The organism is Halotalea alkalilenta (assembly GCF_001648175.1).
Lineage (GTDB): Bacteria > Pseudomonadota > Gammaproteobacteria > Pseudomonadales > Halomonadaceae > Halotalea > Halotalea alkalilenta_A.
The window spans coordinates 3,748,255-3,774,186 of the sequence record NZ_CP015243.1 but is presented as its reverse complement, the minus strand read 5'-3'; the positions used below and the strand labels follow the sequence as shown (position 1 = coordinate 3,774,186).

General features: G+C 63.7%; 22 protein-coding genes. 17 read left to right on the top strand and 5 right to left on the bottom strand.

Annotated elements, in window-relative coordinates:
* Nucleotides 1-5 precede the first annotated feature (5 nt).
* The 3 genes from A5892_RS16895 (at nucleotide 6) to A5892_RS16885 (ending at nucleotide 4,043) form a co-directional block, all read left to right on the top strand.
* The gene (locus A5892_RS16895; RefSeq protein WP_064123786.1) at nucleotides 6-1,403 is read left to right on the top strand and encodes an undecaprenyl-phosphate glucose phosphotransferase; all 1,398 of its coding nucleotides are present in this window, start codon (nucleotides 6-8) and stop codon (nucleotides 1,401-1,403) included.
* A 367-nt stretch (nucleotides 1,404-1,770) separates the two neighbouring features.
* Complete coding sequence (locus A5892_RS16890; RefSeq protein WP_064123785.1) at nucleotides 1,771-3,093, top strand: O-antigen ligase family protein; 1,323 nt, start codon at nucleotides 1,771-1,773, stop codon at nucleotides 3,091-3,093.
* Between the two features lie 17 nt (nucleotides 3,094-3,110).
* Entirely contained in the window at nucleotides 3,111-4,043 is a 933-nt protein-coding gene (locus A5892_RS16885) for a glycosyltransferase family 2 protein (RefSeq protein WP_064123784.1), read from the top strand.
* 207 nt (nucleotides 4,044-4,250) lie between these two features.
* Here the strand turns inward: A5892_RS16885 and A5892_RS16880 are convergent, their stop codons facing one another.
* Nucleotides 4,251-4,952, bottom strand: coding sequence for a hypothetical protein (locus tag A5892_RS16880; protein WP_064123783.1), 702 nt, complete (start codon nucleotides 4,950-4,952; stop codon nucleotides 4,251-4,253).
* Between the two features lie 151 nt (nucleotides 4,953-5,103).
* Between A5892_RS16880 and A5892_RS16875 the strand changes: the two genes are divergently transcribed.
* The 4 genes from A5892_RS16875 (at nucleotide 5,104) to A5892_RS16860 (ending at nucleotide 9,542) form a co-directional block, all read left to right on the top strand.
* Nucleotides 5,104-6,174: a glycosyltransferase family 9 protein gene (locus tag A5892_RS16875; protein ID WP_190295629.1), complete on the top strand. Its 1,071-nt coding sequence runs from the start codon at nucleotides 5,104-5,106 to the stop codon at nucleotides 6,172-6,174.
* Nucleotides 6,171-7,268, top strand: coding sequence for a glycosyltransferase family 9 protein (locus A5892_RS16870; protein WP_064123781.1), 1,098 nt, complete (start codon nucleotides 6,171-6,173; stop codon nucleotides 7,266-7,268). Before A5892_RS16875 ends, A5892_RS16870 begins: the two co-directional genes overlap by 4 nt.
* A 27-nt stretch (nucleotides 7,269-7,295) precedes the next feature.
* A complete protein-coding gene (locus A5892_RS16865; protein WP_064123780.1) occupies nucleotides 7,296-8,129 on the top strand; it encodes an HAD-IIB family hydrolase in 834 nt (277 codons plus the stop codon).
* A 192-nt stretch (nucleotides 8,130-8,321) separates the two neighbouring features.
* Entirely contained in the window at nucleotides 8,322-9,542 is a 1,221-nt protein-coding gene (locus A5892_RS16860) for a hypothetical protein (protein WP_064123779.1), read from the top strand.
* A gap of 59 nt (nucleotides 9,543-9,601) precedes the next feature.
* On the opposite strand, the gene A5892_RS16855 is transcribed toward A5892_RS16860, so the two are convergent.
* Nucleotides 9,602-11,395, bottom strand: coding sequence for a sugar phosphorylase (locus tag A5892_RS16855; protein WP_064123778.1), 1,794 nt, complete (start codon nucleotides 11,393-11,395; stop codon nucleotides 9,602-9,604).
* Between the two features lie 413 nt (nucleotides 11,396-11,808).
* Between A5892_RS16855 and A5892_RS16850 the strand changes: the two genes are divergently transcribed.
* Nucleotides 11,809-12,801, top strand: a complete 993-nt coding sequence (locus A5892_RS16850; protein ID WP_064123777.1) for a TerC/Alx family metal homeostasis membrane protein — start codon at nucleotides 11,809-11,811, stop codon at nucleotides 12,799-12,801.
* Nucleotides 12,802-12,909: 108 nt separating this feature from the next.
* On the opposite strand, the gene A5892_RS16845 is transcribed toward A5892_RS16850, so the two are convergent.
* Nucleotides 12,910-13,170 carry a GlsB/YeaQ/YmgE family stress response membrane protein gene (locus A5892_RS16845; protein WP_064123776.1) on the bottom strand — a complete coding sequence of 87 codons (261 nt, stop codon included), beginning with the start codon at nucleotides 13,168-13,170 and terminating at the stop codon, nucleotides 12,910-12,912.
* Between the two features lie 246 nt (nucleotides 13,171-13,416).
* Here A5892_RS16845 and nrdR point away from each other — a divergent pair, with 246 nt between their 5' ends.
* From nrdR to lon, 9 genes are all read left to right on the top strand, one after another.
* Nucleotides 13,417-13,908: a transcriptional regulator NrdR gene (gene nrdR, locus A5892_RS16840; protein WP_064123775.1), complete on the top strand. Its 492-nt coding sequence runs from the start codon at nucleotides 13,417-13,419 to the stop codon at nucleotides 13,906-13,908.
* A gap of 38 nt (nucleotides 13,909-13,946) precedes the next feature.
* The gene (gene ribD / locus A5892_RS16835; RefSeq protein ID WP_064124574.1) at nucleotides 13,947-15,113 is read left to right on the top strand and encodes a bifunctional diaminohydroxyphosphoribosylaminopyrimidine deaminase/5-amino-6-(5-phosphoribosylamino)uracil reductase RibD; all 1,167 of its coding nucleotides are present in this window, start codon (nucleotides 13,947-13,949) and stop codon (nucleotides 15,111-15,113) included.
* A 77-nt stretch (nucleotides 15,114-15,190) separates the two neighbouring features.
* The gene (gene ribBA / locus A5892_RS16830; RefSeq protein ID WP_064123774.1) at nucleotides 15,191-16,333 is read left to right on the top strand and encodes a bifunctional 3,4-dihydroxy-2-butanone-4-phosphate synthase/GTP cyclohydrolase II; all 1,143 of its coding nucleotides are present in this window, start codon (nucleotides 15,191-15,193) and stop codon (nucleotides 16,331-16,333) included.
* Between the two features lie 127 nt (nucleotides 16,334-16,460).
* A complete protein-coding gene (gene ribH, locus A5892_RS16825; RefSeq protein ID WP_064123773.1) occupies nucleotides 16,461-16,955 on the top strand; it encodes a 6,7-dimethyl-8-ribityllumazine synthase in 495 nt (164 codons plus the stop codon).
* A gap of 23 nt (nucleotides 16,956-16,978) precedes the next feature.
* A complete protein-coding gene (gene nusB / locus A5892_RS16820) occupies nucleotides 16,979-17,479 on the top strand; it encodes a transcription antitermination factor NusB (protein WP_064124573.1) in 501 nt (166 codons plus the stop codon).
* A 12-nt stretch (nucleotides 17,480-17,491) separates the two neighbouring features.
* On the top strand, nucleotides 17,492-18,499 hold the full coding sequence (gene thiL / locus A5892_RS16815) for a thiamine-phosphate kinase (RefSeq protein ID WP_064123772.1): 1,008 nt from the start codon (nucleotides 17,492-17,494) through the stop codon (nucleotides 18,497-18,499).
* Complete coding sequence (locus A5892_RS16810; protein WP_064123771.1) at nucleotides 18,496-18,969, top strand: phosphatidylglycerophosphatase A family protein; 474 nt, start codon at nucleotides 18,496-18,498, stop codon at nucleotides 18,967-18,969. Before thiL ends, A5892_RS16810 begins: the two co-directional genes overlap by 4 nt.
* Before the next feature lie 196 nt (nucleotides 18,970-19,165).
* Nucleotides 19,166-20,443, top strand: a complete 1,278-nt coding sequence (locus tag A5892_RS16805; protein ID WP_064123770.1) for a DUF945 family protein — start codon at nucleotides 19,166-19,168, stop codon at nucleotides 20,441-20,443.
* Nucleotides 20,444-20,624: 181 nt separating this feature from the next.
* A complete protein-coding gene (gene lon, locus A5892_RS16800) occupies nucleotides 20,625-23,105 on the top strand; it encodes an endopeptidase La (protein ID WP_082890524.1) in 2,481 nt (826 codons plus the stop codon).
* A gap of 51 nt (nucleotides 23,106-23,156) precedes the next feature.
* Here the strand turns inward: lon and A5892_RS16795 are convergent, their stop codons facing one another.
* Both A5892_RS16795 and A5892_RS16790 read right to left on the bottom strand, forming a co-directional pair.
* Complete coding sequence (locus A5892_RS16795; protein ID WP_064123769.1) at nucleotides 23,157-24,932, bottom strand: glycoside hydrolase family 15 protein; 1,776 nt, start codon at nucleotides 24,930-24,932, stop codon at nucleotides 23,157-23,159.
* Nucleotides 24,933-25,004: 72 nt separating this feature from the next.
* Nucleotides 25,005-25,763, bottom strand: coding sequence for an SDR family NAD(P)-dependent oxidoreductase (locus tag A5892_RS16790; RefSeq protein ID WP_064123768.1), 759 nt, complete (start codon nucleotides 25,761-25,763; stop codon nucleotides 25,005-25,007).
* Nucleotides 25,764-25,932: the final 169 nt, after the last annotated feature.

Here is a 25,932-nt window from a genome sequence, read left to right as displayed (position 1 = left end):
TCATAATGTCGGTTTTCGATGAACGCTTTACCCCTCGCAGCCATGACTGGCTGACCTCCCTGATGGCCCGCGGGGCTGATTTTGCCGCGGTTCTGGCGGCGGGCTGGATGGCCTACGCGCTGCGCTTCGGTAGCTGGTCGATCGAATTCGAGCGCTACCACTGGGCGATCCTGGTGGGCGGCCTGCTTCAGCTCTGGCTGTTTCCCTTGTGTGGCCTCTATCAGTCCTGGCGTGGTCGCCGGCGTGCCTATCTTGCGGCGCGGCTGGTGGGCGCCTATTCCCTTTGGTGCGTGGCCATCGTAGTGGTGATGTTCGCCTTCCAGCTGTTCGATTTCTCCAGGCTGTGGATGGCGAGCTGGCTGGGCATCGGCGTGGTGCTCTCCTTCGTGGTCAGGATCATCGCCTATCCCATCATCTATCGCTTCCGCAGCCGTGGGCGCAATCGTCGCAGGGTGCTGCTGATCGGGGATGCGGCGTCCTGCCGAACGGCCTTCTATGCGCTGCGTCGAGACAAGACGCGTAGCTTCGACATCGCGCGGGTACTGGTGATCGACTACGGGCTCAAGAGTCGGCTCAAGAAGTACAGCGGCGTGGTGGACAACTACGAATTCGGCAAGCGCCTGACCGTGGTCGAGGACGAAGTATGGGTGTGTCTGCCTCTTTCCCGCGGCAGGGACGCGCATCGTATCATCAACTCGCTCGATACCGTGGCGGCCAACATCCGGCTGATGCCCAACATGTCGGACCTGCGGCTGATCAACCACAGTGCCTCGACCATCGCCGGAATGTACCTGATCAACGTGAGCTGTTCGCCGATGACCGGTTGGAGCCGGTTCAAGAAGCGCAGTCTCGACGTGGCGCTATCCTGCAGCATCCTGCTGACCGTTTCTCCTCTGCTCGCGGTGCTCGCCATCGGCGTGAAGCTCAGCTCGCCGGGCCCGATCTTCTATCGCCAGGAGCGGGTGAGCTGGAACGGCCGACCGTTCCAGATGCTCAAGTTCCGCTCGATGGCGGTCGAGTCAGAGAGCAACGGCGTTCAGTGGGGCGGTGCCAGGAGCAAGGCGACGACCCGGTTCGGGGCCTTCATCCGCAAGACCAGTCTCGATGAGCTGCCGCAGTTCATCAACGTGCTCAGAGGCGATATGTCGATCGTGGGGCCGAGACCCGAACGCACCGTGTTCGTGCGTCAATTCCAGCATGAAATCCCAGGCTACATGCAAAAGCATCTGGTCAAGGCAGGCATTACCGGTTGGGCGCAGATCAACGGCTGGCGTGGCGATACCAGTTTGGAAAAGAGAATCGAATTCGACCTCTGGTATATTGAGAACTGGTCGGTCTGGCTCGACCTGAAGATAATTTTCCTCACGATTTTCAGGGGTTTTGCCGATAAGAACGCTTACTGAGAGGGAAGTGTCCCGCACCAGATACTCACGGCTTTCGACCACGGCTCGGTGACTGGTGAGGGTACTCCCCCTTCGTTTTGATCGAGACTCTGTGGATTTCCCGTTCGAGGCCTGGCTGCAGGTCGCTGATATTCAGGGTCCGTGGATGTTTCCATCCTGCGAGACCTTGGTCGGCAGTCACGCAGGGCATCGCTGCTTGAGCCCGCCGTCGCCCTCGACGGGAAAATGGAATAGCTCGTTCGATGGGGAGCCCAGCGGAGGGACGGCGTCGAAGCTTTTCATCCGATGCGTCCCGTCAGCCGGCCAGGAATCTTCCCCCGACACGCGGGGAGGATTCTTTTTTTGAATGATAAAGGGTTGAGTCTAGATGTCCTCACCAACGACTAGGACGAACGCAGTCCAGCGAACGTCCGCGCCGGATACTTTCCTTGTCGCACTCGTGCTGTTGGCATTCTATGCGATGCCTTTTGATCGTGACTTTTCATTTCACCTCCTGAGTGCCTCTGCTGTCATTGCCTTGGTCGTTTGCGTCATCCGCAGCAGAGGGAAAACCGGGCGTTGGGACGGGCTGGTGTCGCTGAGGGCCATGCCTTTGATCGTCGCGATGCTGGTCATGATCATCGCTCAGGCCTATTGGTTTCTTACCCTGGGTGGACAGGGCCGGTTCGCGTGGATGAGCGAATACGCCAAGGAGACGATCTTATATTGGTCGGCTTCATCCGTATTATGTTTTTATTTTGCCAATCACTATGGCGGCGTCATTCCGGCGGCAAAGAAGTATATCGTTTCATTCATGCTTCTGGTGCTCGCGCTGACATTAGTGGCGGCATTCAAGGAGTATTATGAGACCGGTTACCGGGTAGCGCTCAAGATTCGCCATCCGGTCCCTGCCGGTTTCGTATTCACGATCATGACCATGGTCGCTGTAATGGCGTTCTCGAGCTGGCTGACGAAAAGCAGGCGGTTGGGCTGCGCCGTTTTTGCGCTCGCCATCGGCGCTACCCTGGTGGTACTGACCAGCACGAGGGGAGCGCTCATCATCTTCCTGATGTTCCTGCTGGTTGCCGTATGGAGCTATTCCAGGGGCGGAAGGCAGTGCAGGAAAGGGGAGCTCATTGGTCTTTCACTGATGTCTTTATCGATCTTCCTTGGTGTGCTGATCGGCTTCTATGATCGCTTCGCGGATCTCTACCATGACCTGATGAATTACTGGCAGGACAATCCCTCCGGCTCGATGGGCGGTCGGTTCGTGATGTGGGAAGCGGGCTGGTACTCATTTCTTCATCACCCATGGGGGTATACCTCGGAGGCTCGTTACCAGGTCGTTCACGATTACATTTCCGCACGACTGCCAGGCCAGGACGGATTGATCATTCAGATCACGACGGCCGCTGCCCACCATTTGCACAACGAGCTGATCGAAGCGGTGTCGCTCCAGGGAGTCTTCGGTCTGATAGCAATCCTTTGGCTCTATGCCACGCTGATCGGCACGGCGTGGAAAGCGAAGGTGGTCGATCCGATGTTCGGTCCATTGGTGGTCGCGATGCTCATCTTTGGCGTGAACGAGCCGTTGTTCAACTCGAATAAGATCGTACTCTGTCTCGCACTCGCGATTCCGCTGTGTGTCGCTTTCGGTACCGAGCGTCGCCAACGTGAGTCTCGTTCGCCAGGCTCAGGGGGCAACGTTTAGCGATGCAAAAAAGTCCGATGAATGAATGGCCCTTGGTCAGTGTGATCATTCCTACCCATGGGCGCGCACGCTACATCGAAGACGCGCTGCGCAGCGTGCTTGCGCAGACCTACCCCAAGCTCGAGATCGTCGTCGTCGACGACAATGGGCGCGGCAGCGAGGCCCAGCAGGAGATACAGGCGCTGCTCGCCGGGCCTGAGTACGACGGCGTAGTCTACTTGGTCAACGAGGCCAACGGCGGCGTCGCCGCTGCCCGGAATCGGGGTGCCCTGGCGGCAAAGGGAGAGTGGCTGGCCTTTCTCGATGATGATGATGTGTTCGAGCGGGACAAGCTGCGGTTGCAGGTCGAAGACCTGCGCAGCACACAGAGCTCGATTTCCCTCTGCTCCTATACGCTGACGGATGAGCATCTGAAAGCCATACGAGTCGAGCGGCAGCCGTCCATCGCCTCGATCGAGGCGTTCCTCTCCACCAAGAGCTTCACCCAGGCCAGCACTCAGGTCATCGACAGGCAGCTGTTCGCCCGCACCAGAGGATTCCCCGAGGACCTATCGTATCGTGAGGACACGATCCTGGTGATGCGCGCGCTCGCGGCGGGAGGTCGGCTGAGCACGCTTGCGGCGCCGCTGTTCAAGCACCGTGAACATGCTCTGGCACGCCTTTCGACCAAGCCCCGGGAGGCCGCCGACGACGAGCGTATTTACGCACGCTGGTGCTCGGAGCAGGACGTGCTGCTGGCGCAGGTGTCCAGTCGCTTGCAGCGCCAGGTTCGATTTAAGCGCACCTACAAGTACTTCAGGCAGAGACGACGGTTCGGGCGGGAAGTATCAGGCCAGGAAGTACGGGCGCTGCTATGGCTTGCAATGAGAACGGGAAATTTCAACAAGGCCGTGTCGATCATCTCCCGGGGGATGTTCTCCAAAGCGCTTTCCCCTCGCTCATCACAATAAGCGTTTCTTTCTCAGGGTGCTTGGGAGTGTCTCGAACCTCGGGCTTGGCGCCTGCGCTGGGTCCCTCTGCTGGCGTTCCCGACCGTTGCGTCAACCGTCGCCTTGGTGTGCAGGAACGCCGCGCGGGACGAGCGGAGAGGACTCCATATACGGGTTTTGCATGGCCGATCCATGCGTCTTTCAATCCGCCTGATCCGGTCGGCTGAGTCAACTGAAGTGCGGTATCAGCTGCCGCCGCGCCATTTCCATGTATTTCTCGTTGTAGAAGTTGTAAGGGATCAGCGTCTTATCGAGGATCTTCGTCCGCTCGGCGGCCGCTTTGGGCAGCCGTTTGATGTGCGTATCTATCCAGATGATGTTTTCGGCCTCGTCGACCATGATGTTGGTCAGGTGCAGGTCACGATGATAGAACCCCGCTTCGGCGAGTTCGATCACCAGATCGCAGAACCTGGCCATGAAGGCGATGCGGGCCGTCTCGTCGAGCCGTTCGAAGTATTCCCTGCCCGTGCTGCAGTCAGCCAGAAACTCCATCGCATACAGCGAGCCCAGCGGGTTGAAGGGGTTCAGCGCGACGCCGTACAGGCGTACATCGATGGTGCGTTGCCCCAGGCGGGCGAGGGTGCGGTTGCTGAGATACTCCTTCAGCGCATCGAGGCCGCCGGCCAGACGCTGGGAGATGATGTCCCTGGACAGCCAGCGCCAGAAATGGGCGCGCGGCGAGTACTTGTCACGGGAGATCTTGAACAGGCTGTTGGAGACCGGCTCCAGGTAGAAATGGCTGCTGCTGACGCGCTCCAGGTGCTGCATCCATGGGGTCTGGGACAGCTCCTGGGCAATCTGCATACCGCCGACGTTGCGGGCCAGGTACCAGCGCCGACGGCCGGCCAGATTGAAGCGACGCAGTCCCATGTTTCGAAGATTACCTGACCAGACGGTGTGAAGGAGGCTCATGCTCGTCGCTGCGCGTGGCGCTGTCAACCGGGGCGACGGCGCGCTCTGGCACCTTCGCGGGTATGCTATTCTGCGCCCTTTGACTGGCTGGACGATGGCGAAGCATCGCATGAGCAGACGCAGAATCGAACGTGAGCTGGGACGTCGCTTCATCTCTTGGCGGCACGACTACACGCCGGCCCCCATGCCGATGGACGCGGTGAAAAGCGCCGTCGTCTATGTGCCCAAGGCGCTCGGTGACAGCATGGCGACTTTTCCCGCCATCCGGGCGCTGCAGCAGCGCGGGGTGGAGAAGATCATCGTGGTGGCATCGCGGCACGCCGAGGCGGTGTTCTCCCCTTTGCGCGATGAAGGGGTCGAGGTCAGGAGTATTCCCCACGACCGCGCCTATCGCGAGGTCAAGCAGATGGCGCGCTCGATCAACGCCGATCACGGGCGCATCGACCTGTGTGTCGAGGCGACCCTGCGCGATGCTTCCAGCGCGGTCTATTTCGTTGGCACCCTGAAGGCGCGGATGAATCTGCAGTTCAGCGGATCCAAGATGAAGTGCTATCTGCCCAAGGTCAGCGATCGCGCGCTTGCCATGTACGCAAGCGAAGAGTCGGTGCCGCGCTGCTGGGCGGCGCTGATGAGCGACGCGGGCGTGGGCGAGATGGCCGGACGTTTCGAGCTGCCGATCCCATTGGAAATCGAGCGCCAGGTAAGCCAGGCGCTGGAGCCGCTCGGGCGCTACATCGCGCTCAACCTCGACGGTGGCGACGATGAGCGCAAGCTGACCCTCGAAAAGGGAGGCGAGATCTGCCAGATCCTGATCGAGCGCTATAGCTTGCCGGTGGTGCTGATCGCTTCTCCCGCCGGGGAGGCCAAGGCCGCGGCATTGGCCGCGCGATTCCCCACCGCCACGCTGCCTGAACTGCCGCGCTCTATCCATCACAGCGGTGCGATCGTCAAGGGCGCCGAGCTGCTGGTCAGTCCCGATACCTCGGTGGTGCATGTCGCCAGCGCCTACGATCGCCCCGTGGTCGCGTTCTATTCCAAGCAGCTGGGACTGTGGCTGCCGCAGTCGACACGCCAGTCGGTAGTGGTCAAGCCGGGTGACGTCAACGCGCTCAGCGCTGCTGAACTCATCGCCGCGCTGGACGATATCGATGCCAGCGCTGAGGAGCAGTCGCGAACATGAGCCTCAAGGGGTTGGATCGTCGCATCGGCAAGATGCTGTTGGAGGCGAGAAACGATTTTCGCCCGGATCCCTTCACGCTCGATGGGATCGAAAGCGCTGTGGTCTACATTCCCAAGGGGATCGGTGACGGCATGGCGGTCTTCCCTGCGATTCGTGCGCTGCTCGAGCGCTCGGTCGCACGGTTGATCATCGTTGCGTCTCCCGCCAATGCGATGGTGTTCGAGCCGCTGCACGGCGTCGAGGTGGTGACGGTTCCCCACGAGCGCGCCTATCGCGCCATCGTCCGCCTCGGCCGCGAACTGCGTGCCGAGCTCGGGCGTGTGGATCTTTGCATCGAGGCGACCTCGCGGGACAACTCGGGGTCGATCCGCTTCGTCGGCGCACTGCGCGCAAGAATGAACCTGCAGCTCAGCGGCTCGAGGATGAAGTGCTATGCACCCTTCAGCGCGCGAGCGGTTCAGATGTATTTCGAGCGCGACCTGCCGGTGCCGTGGTGCTGGGCGGCGCTGATGCAGGATGCCGGTATCGCCGAGGTTGAGGGAAAGTTCGAGCTGCCGCTGCCGCCTGGGGTAGAGGAGGAGGTCGACGCTTGGCTCGATGGCCGCGGTGAATTCATCGTGCTCAATCTCGATGGCAGCACGCCGGACAAATGGCTCTCGCTGGAAAGAGGGGAGATGGTCGCGCAGTGCCTGGAGCAGCGCTATGGCCTGCCCATCCTGGTCATTTGCAGCCCCTCCGGCGAAGCCAAGGCCGCCGCGCTGGCGCAGCGCCTTAAGTTCGTCACCCTGCCGGCGCTGCCGCGCACGATCCACCACAGCGCCGCGCTGATCGCGCGGGCAGCGCTGGTGGTCACGCCGGATACGTCGGTGGTGCACATCGCCTCGGCCTTTGATCGGCCGGTGATCGGTATCTATCGTAGAGCCAATGGACATTGGATTCCGCTGTCGACCATGAGCGCGACGATAGTCACCGAGGGCGAAGTGGAAAAGCTCAGTGAACGAGCCCTGGTCCAAGCGATGGACGAGATCGGCCCACTGCCGCCGGTGCGCAGCGTCGGCGGCCCTGACGCTGTTCGCCTTGGCCCCGACGTCTGAGCGATGCTCTGCCAACGAGGATCCGCGATGCCTTCATCATCCCAGCTGCTCGTCTTCACCGACCTCGATGGTTCGCTGCTCGATCACCACAGCTACGATTGGTCACCCGCCGGCGATTGGCTCACGCGGCTGCGGCTGGCGGGAGTGCCGGTAGTGATCGACACCAGCAAGACCGCGGCTGAGGTCGGTCGATTGGTGGTCGAGCTTGGACTCGAAGGGCAGCCGTTCGTGGTCGAGAACGGTGCGGCGATCCACCTGCCCCCGGAATGGCGAAACGAGGGAGAGTCCGGGGTGGTCGAGCTGGGGGGAGGGGCGTCGATGATCCGTGCCACACTCGTGCAGCTGCGCGAACGGCATGGTTTTCGCTTCGAGGGTTTCGGCGATGTCGACGCGGCCAAGGTCGCACAATGGACCGGGCTTGCGCTCGAGGATGCCGAGCGGGCGTCGCGTCGGGATGCCTCCGAGCCGCTGCGCTGGCTGGATGATGAGGGCCGGCTCGATGCCTTCGCGGCGGCGCTGGCCGAGCATGGGCTGGTGCTCACGCGCGGTGGGCGCTTTCATCACGTGATGGCGGCGGGGGTCGATAAGGGGCGTGCGCTGGCTTGGCTGGTCGAGCGCTATCGCCAGCGCTTCGGCGGCCGGACTGCGAGCCTGGCGCTGGGGGATGGCGCCAATGACCTGCCGATGCTGGCCGCGGCCGACCGCGGGGTGCTGATTCGCACCGAAGGCGCGCCGCTTAAGGCCCGTTTCGATCGGCCTGAACGCGTCTACCTGACCCACGAGGGCGGGCCGAAGGGCTGGCGGGAGGGGATGGACCATTGGCTCGGGGAGGACTGGCTCGGGCAGGACTGGACGGTGTGATCCCGGCAATTCCAGCCTGCGCTCGGGAACCTCGCCAGCGATGGCCGATCTCACTTCTTGTCCCTGGCTGCTCGTGGATCGAAGCTGCGCGTGGTGCTCGGTCATCGCAAGACAATCATCGCAACACAATGACAACGAACTATCTTCGTAAGGCGGCGCCCTACGCTAGGGCGACGAGCACAGGAGCGGCGTATGAGCGATTTTCACCAGGATGGCGTGATCACTACCTTGCACAACCTCGGCGGGCGGCCGGTCGAGGCGCTGGAAGAGGAGTTGAAGCGCTTTTCCAGGCGGCGGCCGATGGGATTGATCCTTCCTTCGCTGTTCTCTGAGCTCGAAGGCCCCGCACTGACCCACATCGTCGACGAACTGGCCAAGGTGCCCTACCTGACCGAGATCATCATCGGTCTCGATCGCGCCGATCGCGACCAGTTCCTCTATGCACGCGACTTCTTTTCCCGCCTGCCGCAGCGCCATCGCATCCTCTGGAACGATGGGCCCAGGCTCAAGGCGCTCGACGATGAGCTGGCGGCGGAGGGACTGTCTCCCGAGGAGCCCGGCAAGGGGCGCAACGTCTGGTTCTGCTCGGGGTATTCGCTTGCATCGCATCGCACCGAGGCGGTGGCGCTGCACGACTGCGACATCGTCACCTACAGCCGGGACATGCTGGCGCGGCTGCTCTATCCGGTCGCACACCCCCAGTTCAACTATGAGTTCTGCAAGGGTTTCTACGCCCGGGTCGCCGACGGTCGGCTCAATGGCCGGGTAGGGCGGCTTTTGGTCACCCCGCTGCTGCGCTCGCTGCAGATGATCTACGGGCCCTCGGAATATCTCACCTATCTGGCCAGCTACCGCTATCCGCTCTCGGGCGAATTCGCCATGCGCAGCGACGTGCTCAGCAACATCCGCATTCCGAGCGACTGGGGGCTCGAGATCGGGGTGCTCTCAGAGGTGCATCGCAACTACAGCATCAAGCGGCTTTGCCAGGTCGACATCGCCGACAACTACGACCACAAGCATCAGCCGCTCTCCGAGGATGACCATACCCTGGGGCTCTCTCGCATGAGCCTCGATATCGCCAAGGCGCTCTATCGCAAGCTCGCCACCCTCGGCGTGCAGATCTCCAGCGAGTCGTTTCGTACCCTCAAGGCGACCTACTATCGCACCGCGCTCGATATGATCGAGAACTACTACCACGATGCGACGATGAACGGGCTCGAACTCGACCGGCACAGCGAAGAGCGCACGGTGGAGCTGTTCGCCCAGATGGTGATGGATGCGGGCGCCGCTTATCTCGAGACGCCGCGGGACAAGCCGTTCATTCCGAGCTGGAATCGCATCCAGTCAGCCTTTCCCGACCTGCTCGAACGGATGTACGAGGCGGTGGAGCTGGACAACGAAGGCAAGGTTTGAGGCCCGATTGGTCGACGAAAAGCGCCCGCCGGTTCTTGGCGGGCGCTTTCGTCAAGGGCTCAGCGTGGCTGGCTGACCAGCCAGGCGCTGTAGTAGGGCTTGAGTAGGGGCTTTTCGGCCAGCGGGTCGAAGTGGCCGAGTAGATCTTCCCAGCGATCGGTAAGGTAGGCCTGCGGCAGGTGTAGCTCGATGGGCTGGTCGGTGACGCTATGGATCGCCAGCAATCTTCTGCCGTCGGCCATCGGTCCGCGCAGGAAGGCGAAGATCCCGGGGCCGAGATCGATCACCCGCTGCGCTACGTTGGGATGGAAGCAGGGCTCGCGGCGGCGCTTGTTGAGCAATTGGGTCATCGCCTTGAACACGAAGCGGGTCGGGGTCATCGCGCCGATCAGGTGGTCGAGCTCCTCGCGACGCCAATGCTTGCGGTTGATCGCGCGCAGTTTGCCGGTGCGCGAGACGTTCTCGTGGTCGTTGGTGGTGCCGGTGAGGCTGTGGAAGTAGACGCCAGGAATGCCCTGTAGTCCCATCATGATCGTCTGGCTGCAGAGGAAACGCAGGATCTGCCAGGGGTCCTCGCCCTTGCGCGTGCCTTTCATCGCATCGAAGTAGGTGATGTTGATCTCGTAGGGTGAATCGCGCCCGTCGCTGTCGGTCTTCATGCTGATATAGCCACCGAAGCGCTGCATCAGGTCGAGCAGCTGCTTGATCTCGTGATCGGGTAGCAGTCCTTCGAGGGCGCGCACGCCGATGCCGTCATGGCTCGCAGTGAAGTTGAAGTAGGTGCAGTCGTTGGGCAGTTCCGGCAGGGTGGCCGCCCATTCGGTGAGCGCCGCGGCGTCTCCCGAAGTCAGGGTATGGACCAGCAACGGCGGCAGGGTGAACTGATAGACCATGTGCGCCTCGGCGCCGTCTCCGCCACTGCGGTCGCCGAAGTAGCTCAGGTTTTCCAGGTGGGGCACGTTGGTTTCGGTGATCAATAGCGCCCCGGGAGCGACATGGTCGATGATCGCGCGGATCAGGCGCACCACCGCGTGGGTCTGCGGCAGGTGGATGCAGCGGGTGCCGAGCTCCTTCCACAGGAAGGCGACGGCGTCGAGTCGCACCAGCCTAACGCCCTGGGCAAGGTAGTGCAGCAGCACGCCGAGCATCTCGAGCAGTACGTCCGGGTTGGCGTAGTTCAGATCGATCTGGTCGTCGGAGAAGGTCGCCCAGACATAGCGCTTGCCACGCCTGGTGTAGACGGGCACCAGCAGCGGCGTGTTGCGCGGCCGGGTCACCATCGAAACGTCGGTGCCTGGGTCCAGTTCGATGAAGTAGTCGCGACCGGGCTGGGTGCCGGCGAGGAAGTCGGTGAACCACAGCGACTCGCGCGAGACGTGGTTGATCACCAGGTCGGCCATCAGGTTGTGATGCTTGGTGATGCGATGGATGTCGCCCCAGTCGCCCAGGTCCGAGTTGACCTCCCTGAAGTGGACCACCGAAAAGCCGTCGTCCGAGCTCCACGGGAAGAAGGGCAGGATGTGCACTGCGCTGAAGGTGTCGCGCATCTGTCCGTCGAGGAAGTTGTCGAGCGCCTGCAGCGGCGTCCGGTGGCCCTCGCCATCGATCAGGCTGTCGCCGTAGCAGATCAGGATCTGAGTCGCCTCGCTCCAGAGCGCCCGTGACGGGGTGGCGATCTCCTGGCGATAGTGGCCGAGCTGCTGGAGCAGGCGCCGGAGTATGGCTTCGGTTCGCTCCCCACCGTAGATCAGGTATAGCTCCGCCCGCGCGCGGTCGATGAATTCCTGTTCGGAAAGAGCCTCAACCCGAGGGGCAAGGGAATGGGCGGATACCTCGACATCTGCTGGGGCCATCCAAGAGTCCTCGATCATTGGCATTGTGGTCGCGCAAGCCGTACCCGGCGGTCATGCTCGAGTTCCACTACGGCACTTGTTCCAGACCACCGGCCGAGGAGCCGGCTGGATGCAGTGCGCGGGGTACGGTGTCTCTAAGCATAAGACCTAAGTGGAGAAAAGTGGCAGGCGCCATGGCTTAAATCGATTGCTTTTCCCCCTATCCATGGCCCAAACTTGCCGCGCAGTCAGGAGGGGAGTATTCCCCGGTCGAGCATCGACCAGCGCCGTTCTCGTCAGCACGGGCCAAAGTGGCCCCGGGAGCGGCGGCGCGAGCAAGCCTTCGGGCGTTCGCGTGGAAGAGACCTCCGGTAAACCCGCGCTCGATCCCTTTCGGGATGGAGGCGCTAATCCCGTTTGCCGGAGGCAATCATATGCATGTACCCCTTTGGGTGTGGATCGCGACCATCGCCGCGATCGCCGCCATCTTCGTCTTCGATTTTCTTACCCACGTTCGTAAGCCCCATGCGCCGAGCTTCAAGGAGTCCGCGCTGTGGTCGACTTTCTACGTCACCCTGGCGCTGCTGTTCGGCGCGGGGCTCTGGTACGTCTGGGGCCATCAGCACGGTGTCGAGTACCTGGCAGGCTTCATCACTGAGAAGAGTCTCTCGGTCGACAACTTGTTCGTCTTCGCGATCATCATGGCCAAGTTCGGCGTGCCGCGTGAATTCCAGCAGAAGGCGCTGCTGATCGGTATCGTCATGGCGTTGATCATGCGCGGCATCTTCATCGCGGTCGGCGCCGCGGCGATCAACCAGTTCAGCTGGGTGTTCTACATCTTCGGGCTGTTTTTGCTCTACACCGCGTTCAAGCTGGCCGTCGAGAGCTTCTCCCACAGCGAGGGTGGGGGCGAGTACGAACCCAATGCGCTGGTCAAGTATGCCCAGCGGCACCTGCCGATGCGTAACGACTTCGACAGCAACAAGCTGATCTCGAAACTCAACGGCAAGCGGGTATTCACCCCGATGATGTTGGTCATCATCGCCCTTGGGGTCACTGACCTGCTATTCGCGCTCGACTCGATTCCCGCGATCTACGGGCTCACCCAGGAACCCTACATCGTCTTCACCACCAACGCGTTCGCACTGCTCGGCCTGCTGCAGCTCTACTTCCTGCTTGGCGGCCTGCTCGACCGGTTGGTCTACCTTGGCTTCGGGCTGGCACTGATCCTCGCCTTCATCGGGGTCAAGCTGATGTTCCACGCCCTGCACTTGAACACCCTGCCATTCATCAACGGCGGCGAGCACGTCGGCTGGGCCCCGGACATCCCGACCTGGCTTTCGCTCACGGTAATCATCAGCATCCTGGTGATCACCACCATCGCCAGCCTGCTCAAGAGCCGCAGCGCTCAGAGCACCACCGATTGACCGACTGGTGTTACAGAGCCAAACCTGAAACCCGGCCCGCCGCCATTCGGCGGGCCGGGTTTTTTCAGCTCATTGGCAAGGCCCATGCCGCGCGCAACAGGCAATGGGTCACACCCGGGCGACCTTGCGATAGGCGACGACCGCGACCTGCGCGACGAGACTGCCGATCACCGAGGTCACCAGGCCAGTGACGCTGAATTCGAGCTCCGGCAGGATGCCGAAGATCGAGGCGATGAAGCTGGCCATCACCGCGCCGAGGGCACCGACGCCCATCGCGCCGAGATAGCCGATGCTGAACCGGGACGATATGGCCAGGTTGGCGAGCGCGCCGATGACGGCGCCGGTAATGATCCAGGAGATGATATCCATCGAAGGGTCCTCGTTCAGGAAGGTGTGGACAGGGGTAAGGGCGGTTTTTCATTTGAAGACAAGCTTAATCAATAGTTTCTCAAGCGTCGCCTCATTCCCTAGTGCGTGGGTGTGGGTCCAGGGTGATGGGGTGGCGGCGAATGACGTGTTACTGTTGGTAATGTCGCCAGCCGAGCCGCGGCGCCCGATACCCTCGGGCTCCCGTGCGGTGGCGACTTCCACTGGCAGATGATGGATTAGCGTAGTATGCACTGTCCCTTTTGCGGCGCGCACGAGACCAAGGTAAGCGATTCGCGGCTGGTCGCCGATGGCGACCAGGTCCGCCGGCGGCGCCAGTGTCTGGGCTGTGGCGAGCGCTTCACCACCTATGAGACCGCTGAGCTGATCATGCCCCGCGTGGTCAAGGGTGACGGCACGCGTGAGAGCTTCGACCAGACCAAGCTTCGCGCAGGCATGATGCGCGCGCTCGAGAAGCGCCCGGTCAGCGTCGAGCGCATCGAAGCGTCGCTCGAGCACATTCGCCAGCGCCTGCGCGCGCGCGGCGAACGCGAAGTGGTGGCGCGGGTGATCGGTGAAGAGGTGATGCGCGAGTTGAAGCTGCTTGACCAGGTCGCCTACATTCGCTTCGCTTCTGTCTATCGCCGTTTCGAGGACGTCGACGAATTTCGCGCCGAGATCGATCGGTTGACCAGGGAACCTTCCTCTACTCCACGCAGCGATGAGTCCGAACCGCGATGAATAAAGCAGAGCAGCAGATCGATGGCGTCGCCGCCGCCATGCGCAGCGCCGGCTTGCGTCATCCCGACGAGCATTTCATGGCGCGGGCGTTGCAGCTCGCCGAGCTAGGCCTCTACACCACCGCGCCCAACCCCCGGGTCGGCTGCGTGCTGGTGCGTGATGGGGAGATCGTCGGCGAAGGCTGGCATCGCCGCGCGGGAGAAGCCCACGCGGAGATCCTCGCGCTCGAGGACGCAGGCTCGCGAGCCCGCGGTGCCACCGCCTACGTCACCCTCGAGCCTTGCGCTCACCAGGGGCGCACCGGCCCCTGCGCCGAAGCTTTGATCGCGGCCGGCGTGGCGCGCTTGGTGGTGGGGATGGAAGATCCCAATCCCGCGGTCTCGGGAAGGGGGATCACGCGCTGCCGTGAGGCTGGTATCGAGGTGACGATCGGGGTCGGCGAGGCGCAAGCGCGGCGGCTCAACCCCGGCTTCATCTCGCGGATGAGCAGGGGCCGGCCATACGTACGGCTGAAAATGGCGATGAGCCTGGACGGTCGCTCGGCGATGGCCAGCGGCGAGTCCCAATGGATCACCGGCGATCAGGCGCGGCGCGAGGTACAGCGCCTGCGCGCACGCTCCGGCGCGGTGATCAGCGGGGTCGAGAGCCTGGTCCAGGACGACAGCCGGCTGACCGTGCGTGAAGAAGAGTCCGGGCTTGCCCCCGAGCAGATCGTCGCCCAGCCGCTGCGCGTGGTGGTCGATTCGCGCCTGCGCATGCCGCTGGCCGCGAGCATGTTGAGGGAGGCGGGGCGTACCCTGATCTTCACCCGCAGCTCGGATGACCCCAAGCGCACCAATCTCGAGGCGGTGGGCGCCGAGGTGCTGGTGCAGCCGCTCAGCGAGCAAGAGGAAGAGAGCGCCGCGCGCAGCGGTGTCGCGAGGGTCGATCTGGTCGCGATGATCGAGCATTTGGCCCGCATCGAACAGTGCAACGAGGTGCTGGTCGAGACTGGCGCCAGTCTTGCCGGGGCGATGTTCAAGGCCCAGCTGGTCGATGAACTGGTGCTCTTCGTCGCCCCGACGCTGATGGGCAGCTTCGCCCGGCCGCTGCTCGATCTAGAGCTGACCGCGATGGACGAGCAGCAGCGCCTGGTCATCGACGATATTCGCGCGATAGGCAAGGATTGGCGTATCATCGCCCGCCCGGTGAGTGGCGACGATTGATCTCCTGTCCAAGGATGCTCGTCGATCGCGCTTCGCGATGGGCACCATGGATCAGCAATTAAGGATGGCTCAAGGGCATGGCTCTATCTCCGATCTCCGCGCTGGTCGAGGACATCGCGCGCGGCAAGATGGTGATCCTGATGGACGACGAGGATCGCGAGAACGAAGGTGATGTGATCATGGCCGCCGAATGCGTCGAGGCCGAGCACATCAATTTCATGGCCCGGCACGCGCGTGGCCTGATCTGCATGCCGTTGTCGAAGGGGCGGGCCAAGCAGCTGGGCCTCGATCTGATGGTGCGTGACAACGGCTCTGGCTTCGGTACCAAGTTCACCGTCTCGATCGAAGCCGCAAGCGGTATCTCTACGGGTATCTCCGCCGCCGACCGTGCCCGCACGGTACGCGTCGCCGCCGCGCGCGGCGCGGTGCCAGCCGACATCGTCCAGCCTGGGCACGTGTTCCCGCTGATCAGTGAGGATGGCGGTGTGCTGCGGCGTGCCGGGCATACCGAGGCGGCCTGCGACCTCGCCGCGCTTGCCGGTTTCGAGCCCGCGGGGGTGATCTGCGAGGTGATGAACGAAGATGGCACCATGGCACGGCGCGACGATCTCGAGCGCTTCGCCGAGGAGCACGGGATCAAGATCGGAACCATCGCCGAGCTGATCCAGTACCGTATTCTCCACGAGCGCACCGTCGAAAAGGTCGGTGAAGAGCCGGTGACCACCGCCTTCGGTGATTTCACCCTGCATCTCTTCCACGATGGGATCATCGATCGCCACCATCTCGCCCTGGTCAAGGGCAAGCCCTCGCACGACGAGATCACCACCGTTCGTGTCCATGTGCCGGACACCCTGCGCGACGTGCTCGCGTTGCAAACCGAGGGCGCGCGCGGCTGGGCCGGGCTCGAGGCCCTCGAGGCGCTGGCTCGTGCCGAGCGTGGGGTGATGGTGCTGCTCGACGACGAATGCTCGCGCCTGGACTTCAAAGACCAGCTCGAGATCTTCACCGGGCGCCGCCGGGTGCCCCGCGACCGAGCGTCGGACGGCAGCGGCAATTATCTGTCGATCGGCACCGGGGCGCAGATCCTGCGCGCGCTCGGCGTCGGCAAGATGCGGCTGCTCAGCTCGCCCTGGCGCTTCTCGGCGCTGTCGGGCTTCGGCCTCGAAGTGATAGAGCAGCTCGGCGGCGATACCTTTGAGTCGCATCAGCCGGTAGAATAAGCCTCCCGCGTTGCCGCGGGCGCGGCGCAGTCGCTGCGCCCGCGGCAACCCTAGGATTTCGATTCGAGCTGCTTTCGCGGCTCCCATTTACTTGTCGGAAACGCCCATCTCGCGGGCAGAGAACACCATGCATCCTATCGCTCAAGTGGAAGGCCGATTCGTCGATGTCGACGGCCATTACGTCATTGTGGTCGGCCGGTTCAACCATCACGTCGTCGATTCGCTGGTCGAAGGCGCGGTCGATAGTCTGGTACGCCACGGCGTCGATGAGCGCCAGATCGATATCGTCCACGTTCCCGGAGCCTGGGAACTGCCGCTCGCGGTCAAGCGGGTGCTGGCGCGTCGCGCGCCCGATGCGGTGATCGCCCTCGGCGCGGTGATTCGCGGCGGCACACCGCATTTCGAGCACATCGCCGGGCAGTGCAACTCGGCGATGAGCCGGCTGCAGCTGGATTTCGACACGCCGGTCGCCAACGGGGTACTGACCGTCAATTCGATTGATCAAGCGATCGAGCGCGCCGGTACCAAAGCGGGCAACAAGGGTGCCGAGGCAGCTATGGCGGCGATGGAGATGGTTTCGCTGCTGCGTCAGCTGGACGAAGCGCAGGAGGTGGCCTCGTGAATCAGTCCAGCCCTTCGCCCAAGCTGTCGTCCAAGTCTCCATCCAAGTCCCAGCTCGCACGCCGCGCGGCGCGCGAGCTGACCATCCAGGCGCTTTACCAGTCGCAGCTGCAGCAAAACGAAAAAGCGATCTCGACCATCGAAGCCGAGTTTCGTAGTCAGCTCGCCGATGACGACATGCCCGACCACGAGAACTGGGTCAAGGTCATGGCGATCGCCGATCTGGCGCTGTTCCACACTCTGCTTCACGGGGTCGCTGCGGCTCGTAGCCAGCTCGATGCCTCGCTCTCGCCGCTGCTCGACCGCAGCATCGACGAACTCGACCCGATCGAGCTCGCCATCCTTCGCCTGGGCGCATACGAGCTCGCCGAGCGCCCCGAGGTACCCTACCGCGTGGTGATCAACGAGGGCGTCGAACTGGCCAAGTCCTTTGGCGCGACCGACGGACACAAATACGTCAACGGCATCCTCGACAAGCTCGCGGCGCGGCTGCGTAGCGTCGAGGTCAAAGCTCGCGGCCGTTGAGCGGGTACGCCCATGCTCGGCGAGTTCGATCTGATCAAGCGCCACCTGGCCGCTCTCCAGCGGGGTAGCGCCCTGCGCTCCGACGGCTATCCGGAGTCGCGCGACGCCCTCGCTGGTGTCGAGCTAGGCGCGGGCGACGACTGCGCGCTCCTGGTGCCAAGCCCTCATCACCTGCTGGCGGTGAGCGTCGATACCTCGATCGCCGACGTCCACTTCCCCGCGGATGCGCCGGCCGAGGCGATCGGTCATCGCGCATTGGCGGTGAGCCTTTCCGATCTGGCCGCGATGGGCGCTCAGCCGCGCTGGTGTCTGCTCGCGCTGAGCCTGCCGGAGGTAGACGAGGCTTGGGTCGGCGAATTCTGCCGCGGCTTCCACGCTTTGGCTGCGCGCAGTGGGACTCGGCTGGTGGGGGGTGACCTGACCCGCGGGCATCTTTCGATTTCCGTCACCGTGCATGGCGAAGTGCGTCCCTCCGCGGTGCTGCGCCGCGATGGCGCCGAGGCGGAGCAGCTGATCGCGGTGAGCGGCCCGCTCGGCGGCGCCCGGGGAGGGCTCGAGGCGTGGCGCGGCGGCAGTCGCGCGCTCGACTTTGACCCGCTGCTGCAGGCCTATCTGCGCCCGCAGCCCCGGATCGAAGCCGGAATCGCGCTCGCTGAGCTTGCGAGCGCCGCGCTCGATGTCTCCGACGGCCTCTTGGCCGATCTCGATCACCTTTGCCGGGCTTCCGGGGTGGGGGCGAAGATCGACCTGACTCGGCTGCCGCTGGCACCGGGGCTGATCTCGGCGCTCGGGCACGAACGCGCGATCGCCGCTGCCCTCGATGGCGGTGACGACTATGAGCTCTTGTTCACCCTGCCCGAACACTATCTCGCCACCGCCCGCGCTCGCCTCGCCGGCTGTGGCTGCGAACTCAGGGTGATCGGCAGAACCACCGAGGCTTTGGGGATTCGCAACTGGCAAGGCGCGCCCCTGGCCGCGAGGGGCTGGCGCCACTTCGATGGTGACGGGGACCAGGCATGAATCGAGCGCCCGCCAGCATCTGGCGCAACCCGATCCATTTCCTGGCCTTCGGGCTCGGCAGCGGCGCCGCTCCCTTTGCGCCGGGCACCTTCGGCACGCTGGCGGCAATTCCCTTCTTCTGGCTGCTCTCTTGGCTGCCGCTCTCGCTTTATCTGCTGGTGGTGCTGGTCGCCACGGCGGTCGGTATCTGGCTTTGTGGCCGTACCTCCCGCGACCTCGGCGTGCATGATCATTCCGGCATCGTTTGGGATGAATTCGTCGGTTACTGGATCACCATGGCCGCGGTGCCCTTCTCCTGGGAGGCGGCGCTATGGGGCTTCATTGCCTTTCGCGTATTCGATGTGATCAAGCCGTGGCCGATCCGCACCATCGACCGACGCGTCGCTGGTGGCTTCGGCATCATGCTCGACGACATCGTCGCCGGCATCTATGCCTGGAGCATCATCCATCTTTGGCTGTGGCTCTACTGAGCTCGCCTGGCGCTTCGCAAATCGCGGATTTCCTTCAGTTTCGATCGATCATCACTCATGCGCAGCCGCCGTCGGCGTGCCATCATGTCTGTGGAGTGTTCCGTCGGCGGGATGTGCCGACGGAGATCGGCGGCGGTGCGTCTTCGGCGCCCGGGCGAGTGACATGGAGAGGGTGCGACAGATGAGAAGAGGGGCGATGAAAAAGGGGTTGATCGGTGCCGGCGCGGTGCTGCTGGTGGTCGTGGTGATCGGCTATCTGGCCGGTATCGCCTATAGCCGCCACCTCTTCATGGAACGTCTCGACGAAACGCTGGTGAAGATCAGCGTGGAGAGCGGAGTCGCGGTTTCCAAGCAGCAGGTCTCGTCAGGATTCTTCTCCACCAGCATGCGGCTGGTCGCGCATCTCGATCGTTTCGACATCGGTGGCGAGCGCAGCGAGCTGGTGGTTCCGTTCACCGCCCGTCACGGTATCTTCTCCACCCGTCTCGATGGACAGCTCGACCTCGAGCACGTCGCAGGCGATGCGCGAGAGGCGCTGTTCGCCGACCTGCTCTCGCCCGGTCGATCGGCCGAGTTCACCGCCAGTGTCAGCCACCTGAGCGAGCGTCTCAAGTCGGAGCTGCGCCTGCCGCAGATCGATCGTGCAGGCGACGACCGCCTGCCGGCGATGACGCTGCATGCCGGTGTGCTCCGGCTGGATGGGGTCGAGGGCGACTTCGATCTCAGCGGTGAGTGGCAGTCGGCTAGCTTCATTACCTCGGACGCCCAGCTGCAATTCGGTCCGCTGCGGTTCGTGAGTCGCTATGCGGGTGAGGAGGACAACTTCCACCAGGGCGATGAGCTGACCCTCGATCGCGCACAGATCCAGGGTGCCCGCTCGCTGCCGGTGACCCTGGAGCGCATCAACTATCACGGCCAGACCTCCTTCGCTGCCGATAACCTGCGCTACACCCTGGCGCTCTCGGTGGGGGACGCCAGTGTCTACCAGCAGCGCCTGGGCAGTGCGCGGCTTTCGGCGACGCTCGATAATCTCGATGGCGCCGCCTCGCAGCGGCTTCTGAAGGGGCTCGAACAGGGGCTCTCTTCGCGCCGCTCGGCGGCTGAACCGTTCACCGACTGGACCGCGCTGGTCGAGCCGCATTGGAGCGACCTGCTGACCGTGCTGGCCGGTTCTCCGCAGCTGACCGTGGATGAGCTCGAGCTTGAAACCTCGATGCTCGAGAAGCCGATCCATGTCGAGGGCGCGCTGAATTTCGATGGTCGCGACATCGCAGGGCTCGAGCCCGATGCGCTGCGCGCCGAAGACGGCTGGCGGCCGCTGCTGTCGAGGCTCTACGGTGATTTCGATCTCGATAACGCCCCCCCACTGGTATCGCTGATCGCCGGTGTCGCCCCCGACCAGAGTTCGCTCAACATCACGCTCGACAACGGCACCTTGTCGATCAACGAACAGCCCTGGTTCAAGCTCTTCTGAGTTCCCGTCAGCACGAGCCGACGCATCATTCCCGATGAGCGTCGGCTCGTGCTGACAGCCCCAACCTTGATATGGGCGAGCTTCGCCCACATTGCACAGGCATCCCCATCAATCCTGTTCGCCGACCCCGTCAGTGCGGCCGGCGATGTGACGGCAAGGCCGTCTGGACAAGGAAGACGCCATGAGCGAACGCAACGAACTGCGTTTGAGTGATGAAATCGAAGTCTCCCCTCAGACCGAAACCCCTGAAGGCGTCCTCGAACTTTTCCTCGATGACGAGGCGAGCGTCGCCCAGCCAGGGCAGGGTAGCGCCTATGCGCAGGCAGGGCAGGCGATCGTACCCGCGGGTGACGTGCTGCCTGAGCGCATCTATCTGCTGCCGATCAACAATCGACCGTTCTTTCCCGCTCAGGTGCAGCCGCTGTTGATCAATCGCCAGCGCTGGGAAGAAACCATGCAGCGGGTATCCAACACCAGCCATCACTGCGTCGGGCTCGCCTTCGTCGGTGACATCGCCCGCGACGTGCCCGAGGACAGCGACTTCCCGCTGATCGGCACCGCGGTGAAGGTGCATCGCGCGGAGTCCCAGGACGAACAGCTGCAGTTCATCGCTCAGGGTGTGCGCCGCTTCCGCATCGTTCGCTGGCTGTCGCGCAAGCCACCGTTTCTGGTCGAGGTCAGCTATCCGAAGGAGCCTGTCGATCGCGACGCGGACGAGACCCGCGCCTACGCGATGTCGGTGATCAACGGGATCAAGGAGCTGTTGCCGATCAATCCGCTCTATGGCGAGGAGCTCAAGAACTATCTCAACCGCTTCAATCCCAACGACCCCGGCCCGCTGACCGACTTCGCCGCGGCGATCACTTCGGCGAAGGGGCCGGAGCTTCAGAAGGTGCTCGAGACATTGCCGGTGCTCCAGCGGATGCAGGCGGTGCTGCCGCTGCTGCGCAAGGAGATCGAAGTTGCCCAGCTGCAGAGCGAGATCTCCGAGCAGGTCAATGCGCAGATGCACGAGCGCCAACGGGAGTTCTTCCTCCGCGAGCAGCTCAAGGTGATCCAGAAGGAACTGGGGATCTCCAAGGATGATCGCCAGAATGACGTCGAGACCTTCCGCGAGAGGCTCGAAGGCAAGCTGCCGCCCGCGCGCGTGCAGACTCGGATCGACGAAGAGCTCGACAAGCTGTCGGTGCTCGAAACCGGCTCGCCCGAGTACGGTACCACCCGTAACTATCTCGACTGGCTGACTGCGCTGCCGTGGGGCATCACCTCCACCGACCAGCTCGATCTCACCCACGCGCGTGGGGTGCTCGATCGCGATCACGATGGGCTCGATGACGTCAAGGAGCGGATCATCGAGTTCCTCGCCGAGGGCTCTTTCAAGGGCAGCGTCGGTGGCTCGATCCTGCTGCTGGTCGGCCCGCCAGGGGTCGGCAAGACGTCGATCGGCCGCTCGATCGCCGAGGCTCTGGGGCGCCGGTTCTATCGGTTCTCGGTCGGCGGGATGCGCGACGAGGCGGAAATCAAGGGTCATCGGCGCACCTACGTCGGCGCCATGCCGGGCAAGCTGGTCCAGGCGCTCAAGGAGGTCGAGGTCGAGAATCCGGTGATCATGCTCGACGAGATCGACAAGCTGGGCCAGTCGTTCCAGGGCGATCCCGCCTCGGCGCTGCTCGAGGTGCTCGACCCCGAGCAGAACGTCGATTTCCTCGACCACTATCTCGATGTGCGCCTGGACCTTTCCAAGGTGCTGTTCGTGTGCACTGCCAACCAGCTCGACACCATCCCAGGTCCGCTGTATGACCGGATGGAATCGATCCGGCTCTCCGGTTACATCGCCGAGGAGAAGATGGCGATCGCCAAGCACCACCTCTGGCCCAAGCTGCTCAATCGCGACCGCATTCCGAAGAAGCGGATCACGCTCACCGACGCGGCACTGCGTCAGGTGATCGAGGGCTATGCCCGAGAGTCAGGGGTGCGCCAGCTCGAAAAGCAGCTGCACCGCATCGTGCGCAAGTCGGCGGTCAAGCTGCTCGAGGGCGAAGAGAACGTCAAGGTCTCGGTCAACAACCTGGAGCAGTTCCTCGGCGCGCCGCTGTTTCGTCGCGAGCGGGTGCTCAAGGGGACCGGCGTGGTCACGGGCCTGGCCTGGACCTCGATGGGCGGTGCCACGCTGCCCATCGAGGCAACCCAGGTCCATGCCTTGACCCGCGGGCTCAAGCTGACCGGCAAGCTTGGTGAGGTGATGCAGGAGTCGGCCAACATCGCTTATAGCTACGTGATTGCCAACCTCAAGGACTTCGGCGTCAGCCACGATGCCTTCGACCAGTCGTTCATCCATCTTCACGTCCCCGAAGGCGCGACACCGAAGGATGGCCCCTCGGCGGGGGTGACCATGGCTACCGCGCTGCTCTCGCTGGCCAAGCACCGGGAGATCAAGTCGGGCCTGGCGATGACCGGCGAGCTGACGCTTACCGGGCAGGTGCTGCCGGTGGGGGGGATCCGCGAGAAGGTGATCGCCGCCCGGCGCAGCGAGATCTTCGAACTGGTGCTGCCGAAGGCCAACCAGCGCGACTACGACGAGCTGCCCGACTACCTCAAGAAGGGGATGACGGTGCACTTCGCTGAGCGCTATCGAGACGTGGCCAAGGTAGTCTTCGTCTGATTCCAGGGCGTCTAGCAAGCGGCCCGCTGTCACCAGCGGGCCGCTTGCGTTTCAGCCCGGGGTCTCTGCGCTGTGCAGGCGGAAAGCCGCGTTGATCAGTGCGACGTGGGAGTAGGCCTGGGGGAAGTTGCCGACCTGGCGCCGGTGGCGGGTGTCGTACTCCTCGGCGAGCAGGCCAACGTCGTTGAGCAGCCCGACCAGGCGGCGCATCAGGTCGCGTGCCGGCTCGAGCTCACCGATCAGCGCATAGCACTCGACCAGCCAGAACGAGCAGGCGAGAAAGGTGCCTTCTTCGCCCGAAAGCCCATCGACGCCCTCTCCGGTGTCGTAACGCTGAAGCAGGCCGTCTTCCATCAGCCGCTCGGCGACCTTGTGGACGGTGGCGACCATGCGTGGATCGTCCGCTGGCAGGAAGCCCGAAAGCGGTAGCAGCAGCAGTGCGGCGTCCATCTCTTCGTGGCCGTAGCTCTGGACGAAGTGACGGCCCTCGGCATCGAGGCCATTGGCGCAGACATCGGCATGGATCTGGTCGGCGATGCGCTGCCAGCGGCGCTGGTGGCCGAGCAGCGAGCGCGGCAGCGGTGCCCGGCTGATGCGGTCGAAGGCCAGCCACGCCATCACCTTGGAGTGGACGAAGTGACGGCGCTCTGCACGAATCTCCCAGATGCCGTCATCCGGCGCGCGCCATAGCGTCTCGAGGTGGTCCATGAAGGCGACGATCTCGTGCTGGGTCTGCGGGATCATCTCGAGGCCCTTGGGGTCATCGGTGTCGAACGCGCCGACGAGTTCGCCCCAGATGTCGAGCTGGAACTGCTGGGCGGCGGCGTTGCCGATCCTTACCGGGCGCGCGCCCTCGTAGCCAGGCAGCCAATCGGCGATCCACTCGTCGAGCCGGCGCTCGCCGGCGAGTCCGTACATCACCTGGAGCTGGTGGGGCGCACCGGCCACTGCGCGGCGCACCCAACTACGCCACGCCACCGCCTCCTCTACATAGCCGGCCTGGCGCAGGGCCGACAGGGTGAAGGAGGCATCGCGGATCCAGCAGTAGCGGTAGTCCCAGTTGCGATGACCGCCCAGGGTTTCCGGCAGCGAGGTGGTCAGGGCGGCGGCGATGCCGCCGGTGGGGGTGAAGCTCAGGCCCTTGAGCGTGATCGCCGAGCGCAGCACGTGGTCGCTCCACTCTCCCGCCGGCCGGCAGTGGGAGGACCAGTCGTGCCAGAAGGCTTCGGTGTGATCGAGAGCGGCATAGGCATCGAAGTCGTCCGGGGCCGACGCGTGGGCGGGACAGTGCTGGAGCACGAAGACCAGCCGCTCGCCGGCGCAGACGTCGAAGCGCTGGGCGCCGTCGAGATGTTCGGCGAGGGTATGCGATGGCGCGCGCAGTACCAGCTGGTGGGGACCGGCGATCAGCGCCGTGCGCTCGTCATCGCGAGCGCGTATCCAAGGTATGGTGAGGCCATAGTCGAAACGTGCGCAGAGTTCGTGGCGAAGCCGCATCCGTCCCGATATCCCCTCGACCAGGCGAACCACGCAGCTGACCTGGTCATCACGCATCGGCATGAAGTCGATGATGCGAAGCTCGGCGTCAGCGGTGCTGAAGTGGGTCTCGAGCACCAGGCCTGAGTCACGGTAGTGGCGCTGGCTGCGGTACTCGGTATCCGGCGTCAGCGCCCAACGGCCGTGCTCGGGGCCGCCGAGCAGCGCGCAGAAGAAAGCGTCGGAGTCGAAGCGCGGCAGGCACAGCCAGTCGATCGAGCCGTCGGTGCCAACCAGCGCACCGCTGCGGCAGTCGCCGATCATCGCGTAGTCTTCGATGCGAAGGGGCATGGCAGTCTCCTGTATGGAAGCGGACATTCCCCAGACTAGACCAATGGTCAGCGACTTACGTCATCAGCGAAGTCAGTCGCGATCGACCGCGAACGAAGACCAGGCTTGGCGCGACGGCATCACTTCGAGCCGATTGATGTTGATGTGGTCCGGCAGGGTCGCGACGTAGAAGATCTGCTCGGCGATGTCTTCCGCGGTGAGCGGGGTGGTGCCGCGGTAGAGCTTGTCGGAGGCGCTCTGATCGCCTTTCGTGCGCACCAGGGTGAATTCCGTCTCCGCCATGCCGGGTGCGATGTCGGTGACCCGCACGCCGGTGCTGATCAGGTCGCAGCGCAGGTTGTAGCCGAACTGTTTGACGAATGCCTTGGTCGCGCCATAGACGTGACCGCCCGGGTAGGGCCATTGGCCCGCCACCGAGCCAATGTTGATGATGCTTGCGCCAGCGCCGGTCTCGAGCAAAGTCGGCAGCAGCGTGTGAGTGACGTTGACCAGCCCGGTGACGTTGGTGTCGATCATCGTCTGCCAGTCTTCTAGCGCCACCCCCTGCGCCGGGCCGGGGGAGAGGGCGAGGCCTGCGTTGTTGACCAGGGCCTTGACCGCGCGGAACTGCTCCGGCAGGGCGGCCACCATGTCCTGTACCGCCTTCGCGTCGCGTACGTCGAGTTCGGCGACGTAGACCGGCACCTTGGACTCGAGCTCGGCCTTGAGTTCGTCCAGGCGCTCTTTGCGCCGGCCGCTGAGGACCAGCGACCAGCCGCCCTCTGCGAAGCGGCGGGCGGCCGCACGGCCAAAGCCCGAGGTGGCGCCGGTGATGAAAGCGATCTGACTCATGGGTCGAACTCCTGATCAAAAATCCTGGGGGTGGAAGCGGGTGGCCAAGCCTGGTTCTCGGCGGCCGAATGGGTGCAGCCTTACAAGCGCTCTCTGGACTTTAGATTCCCGCGGCGAACGATGAAAGGTACAGATGGTGGCGGGTCGCGTGACATCCGCCCGGGCTGTC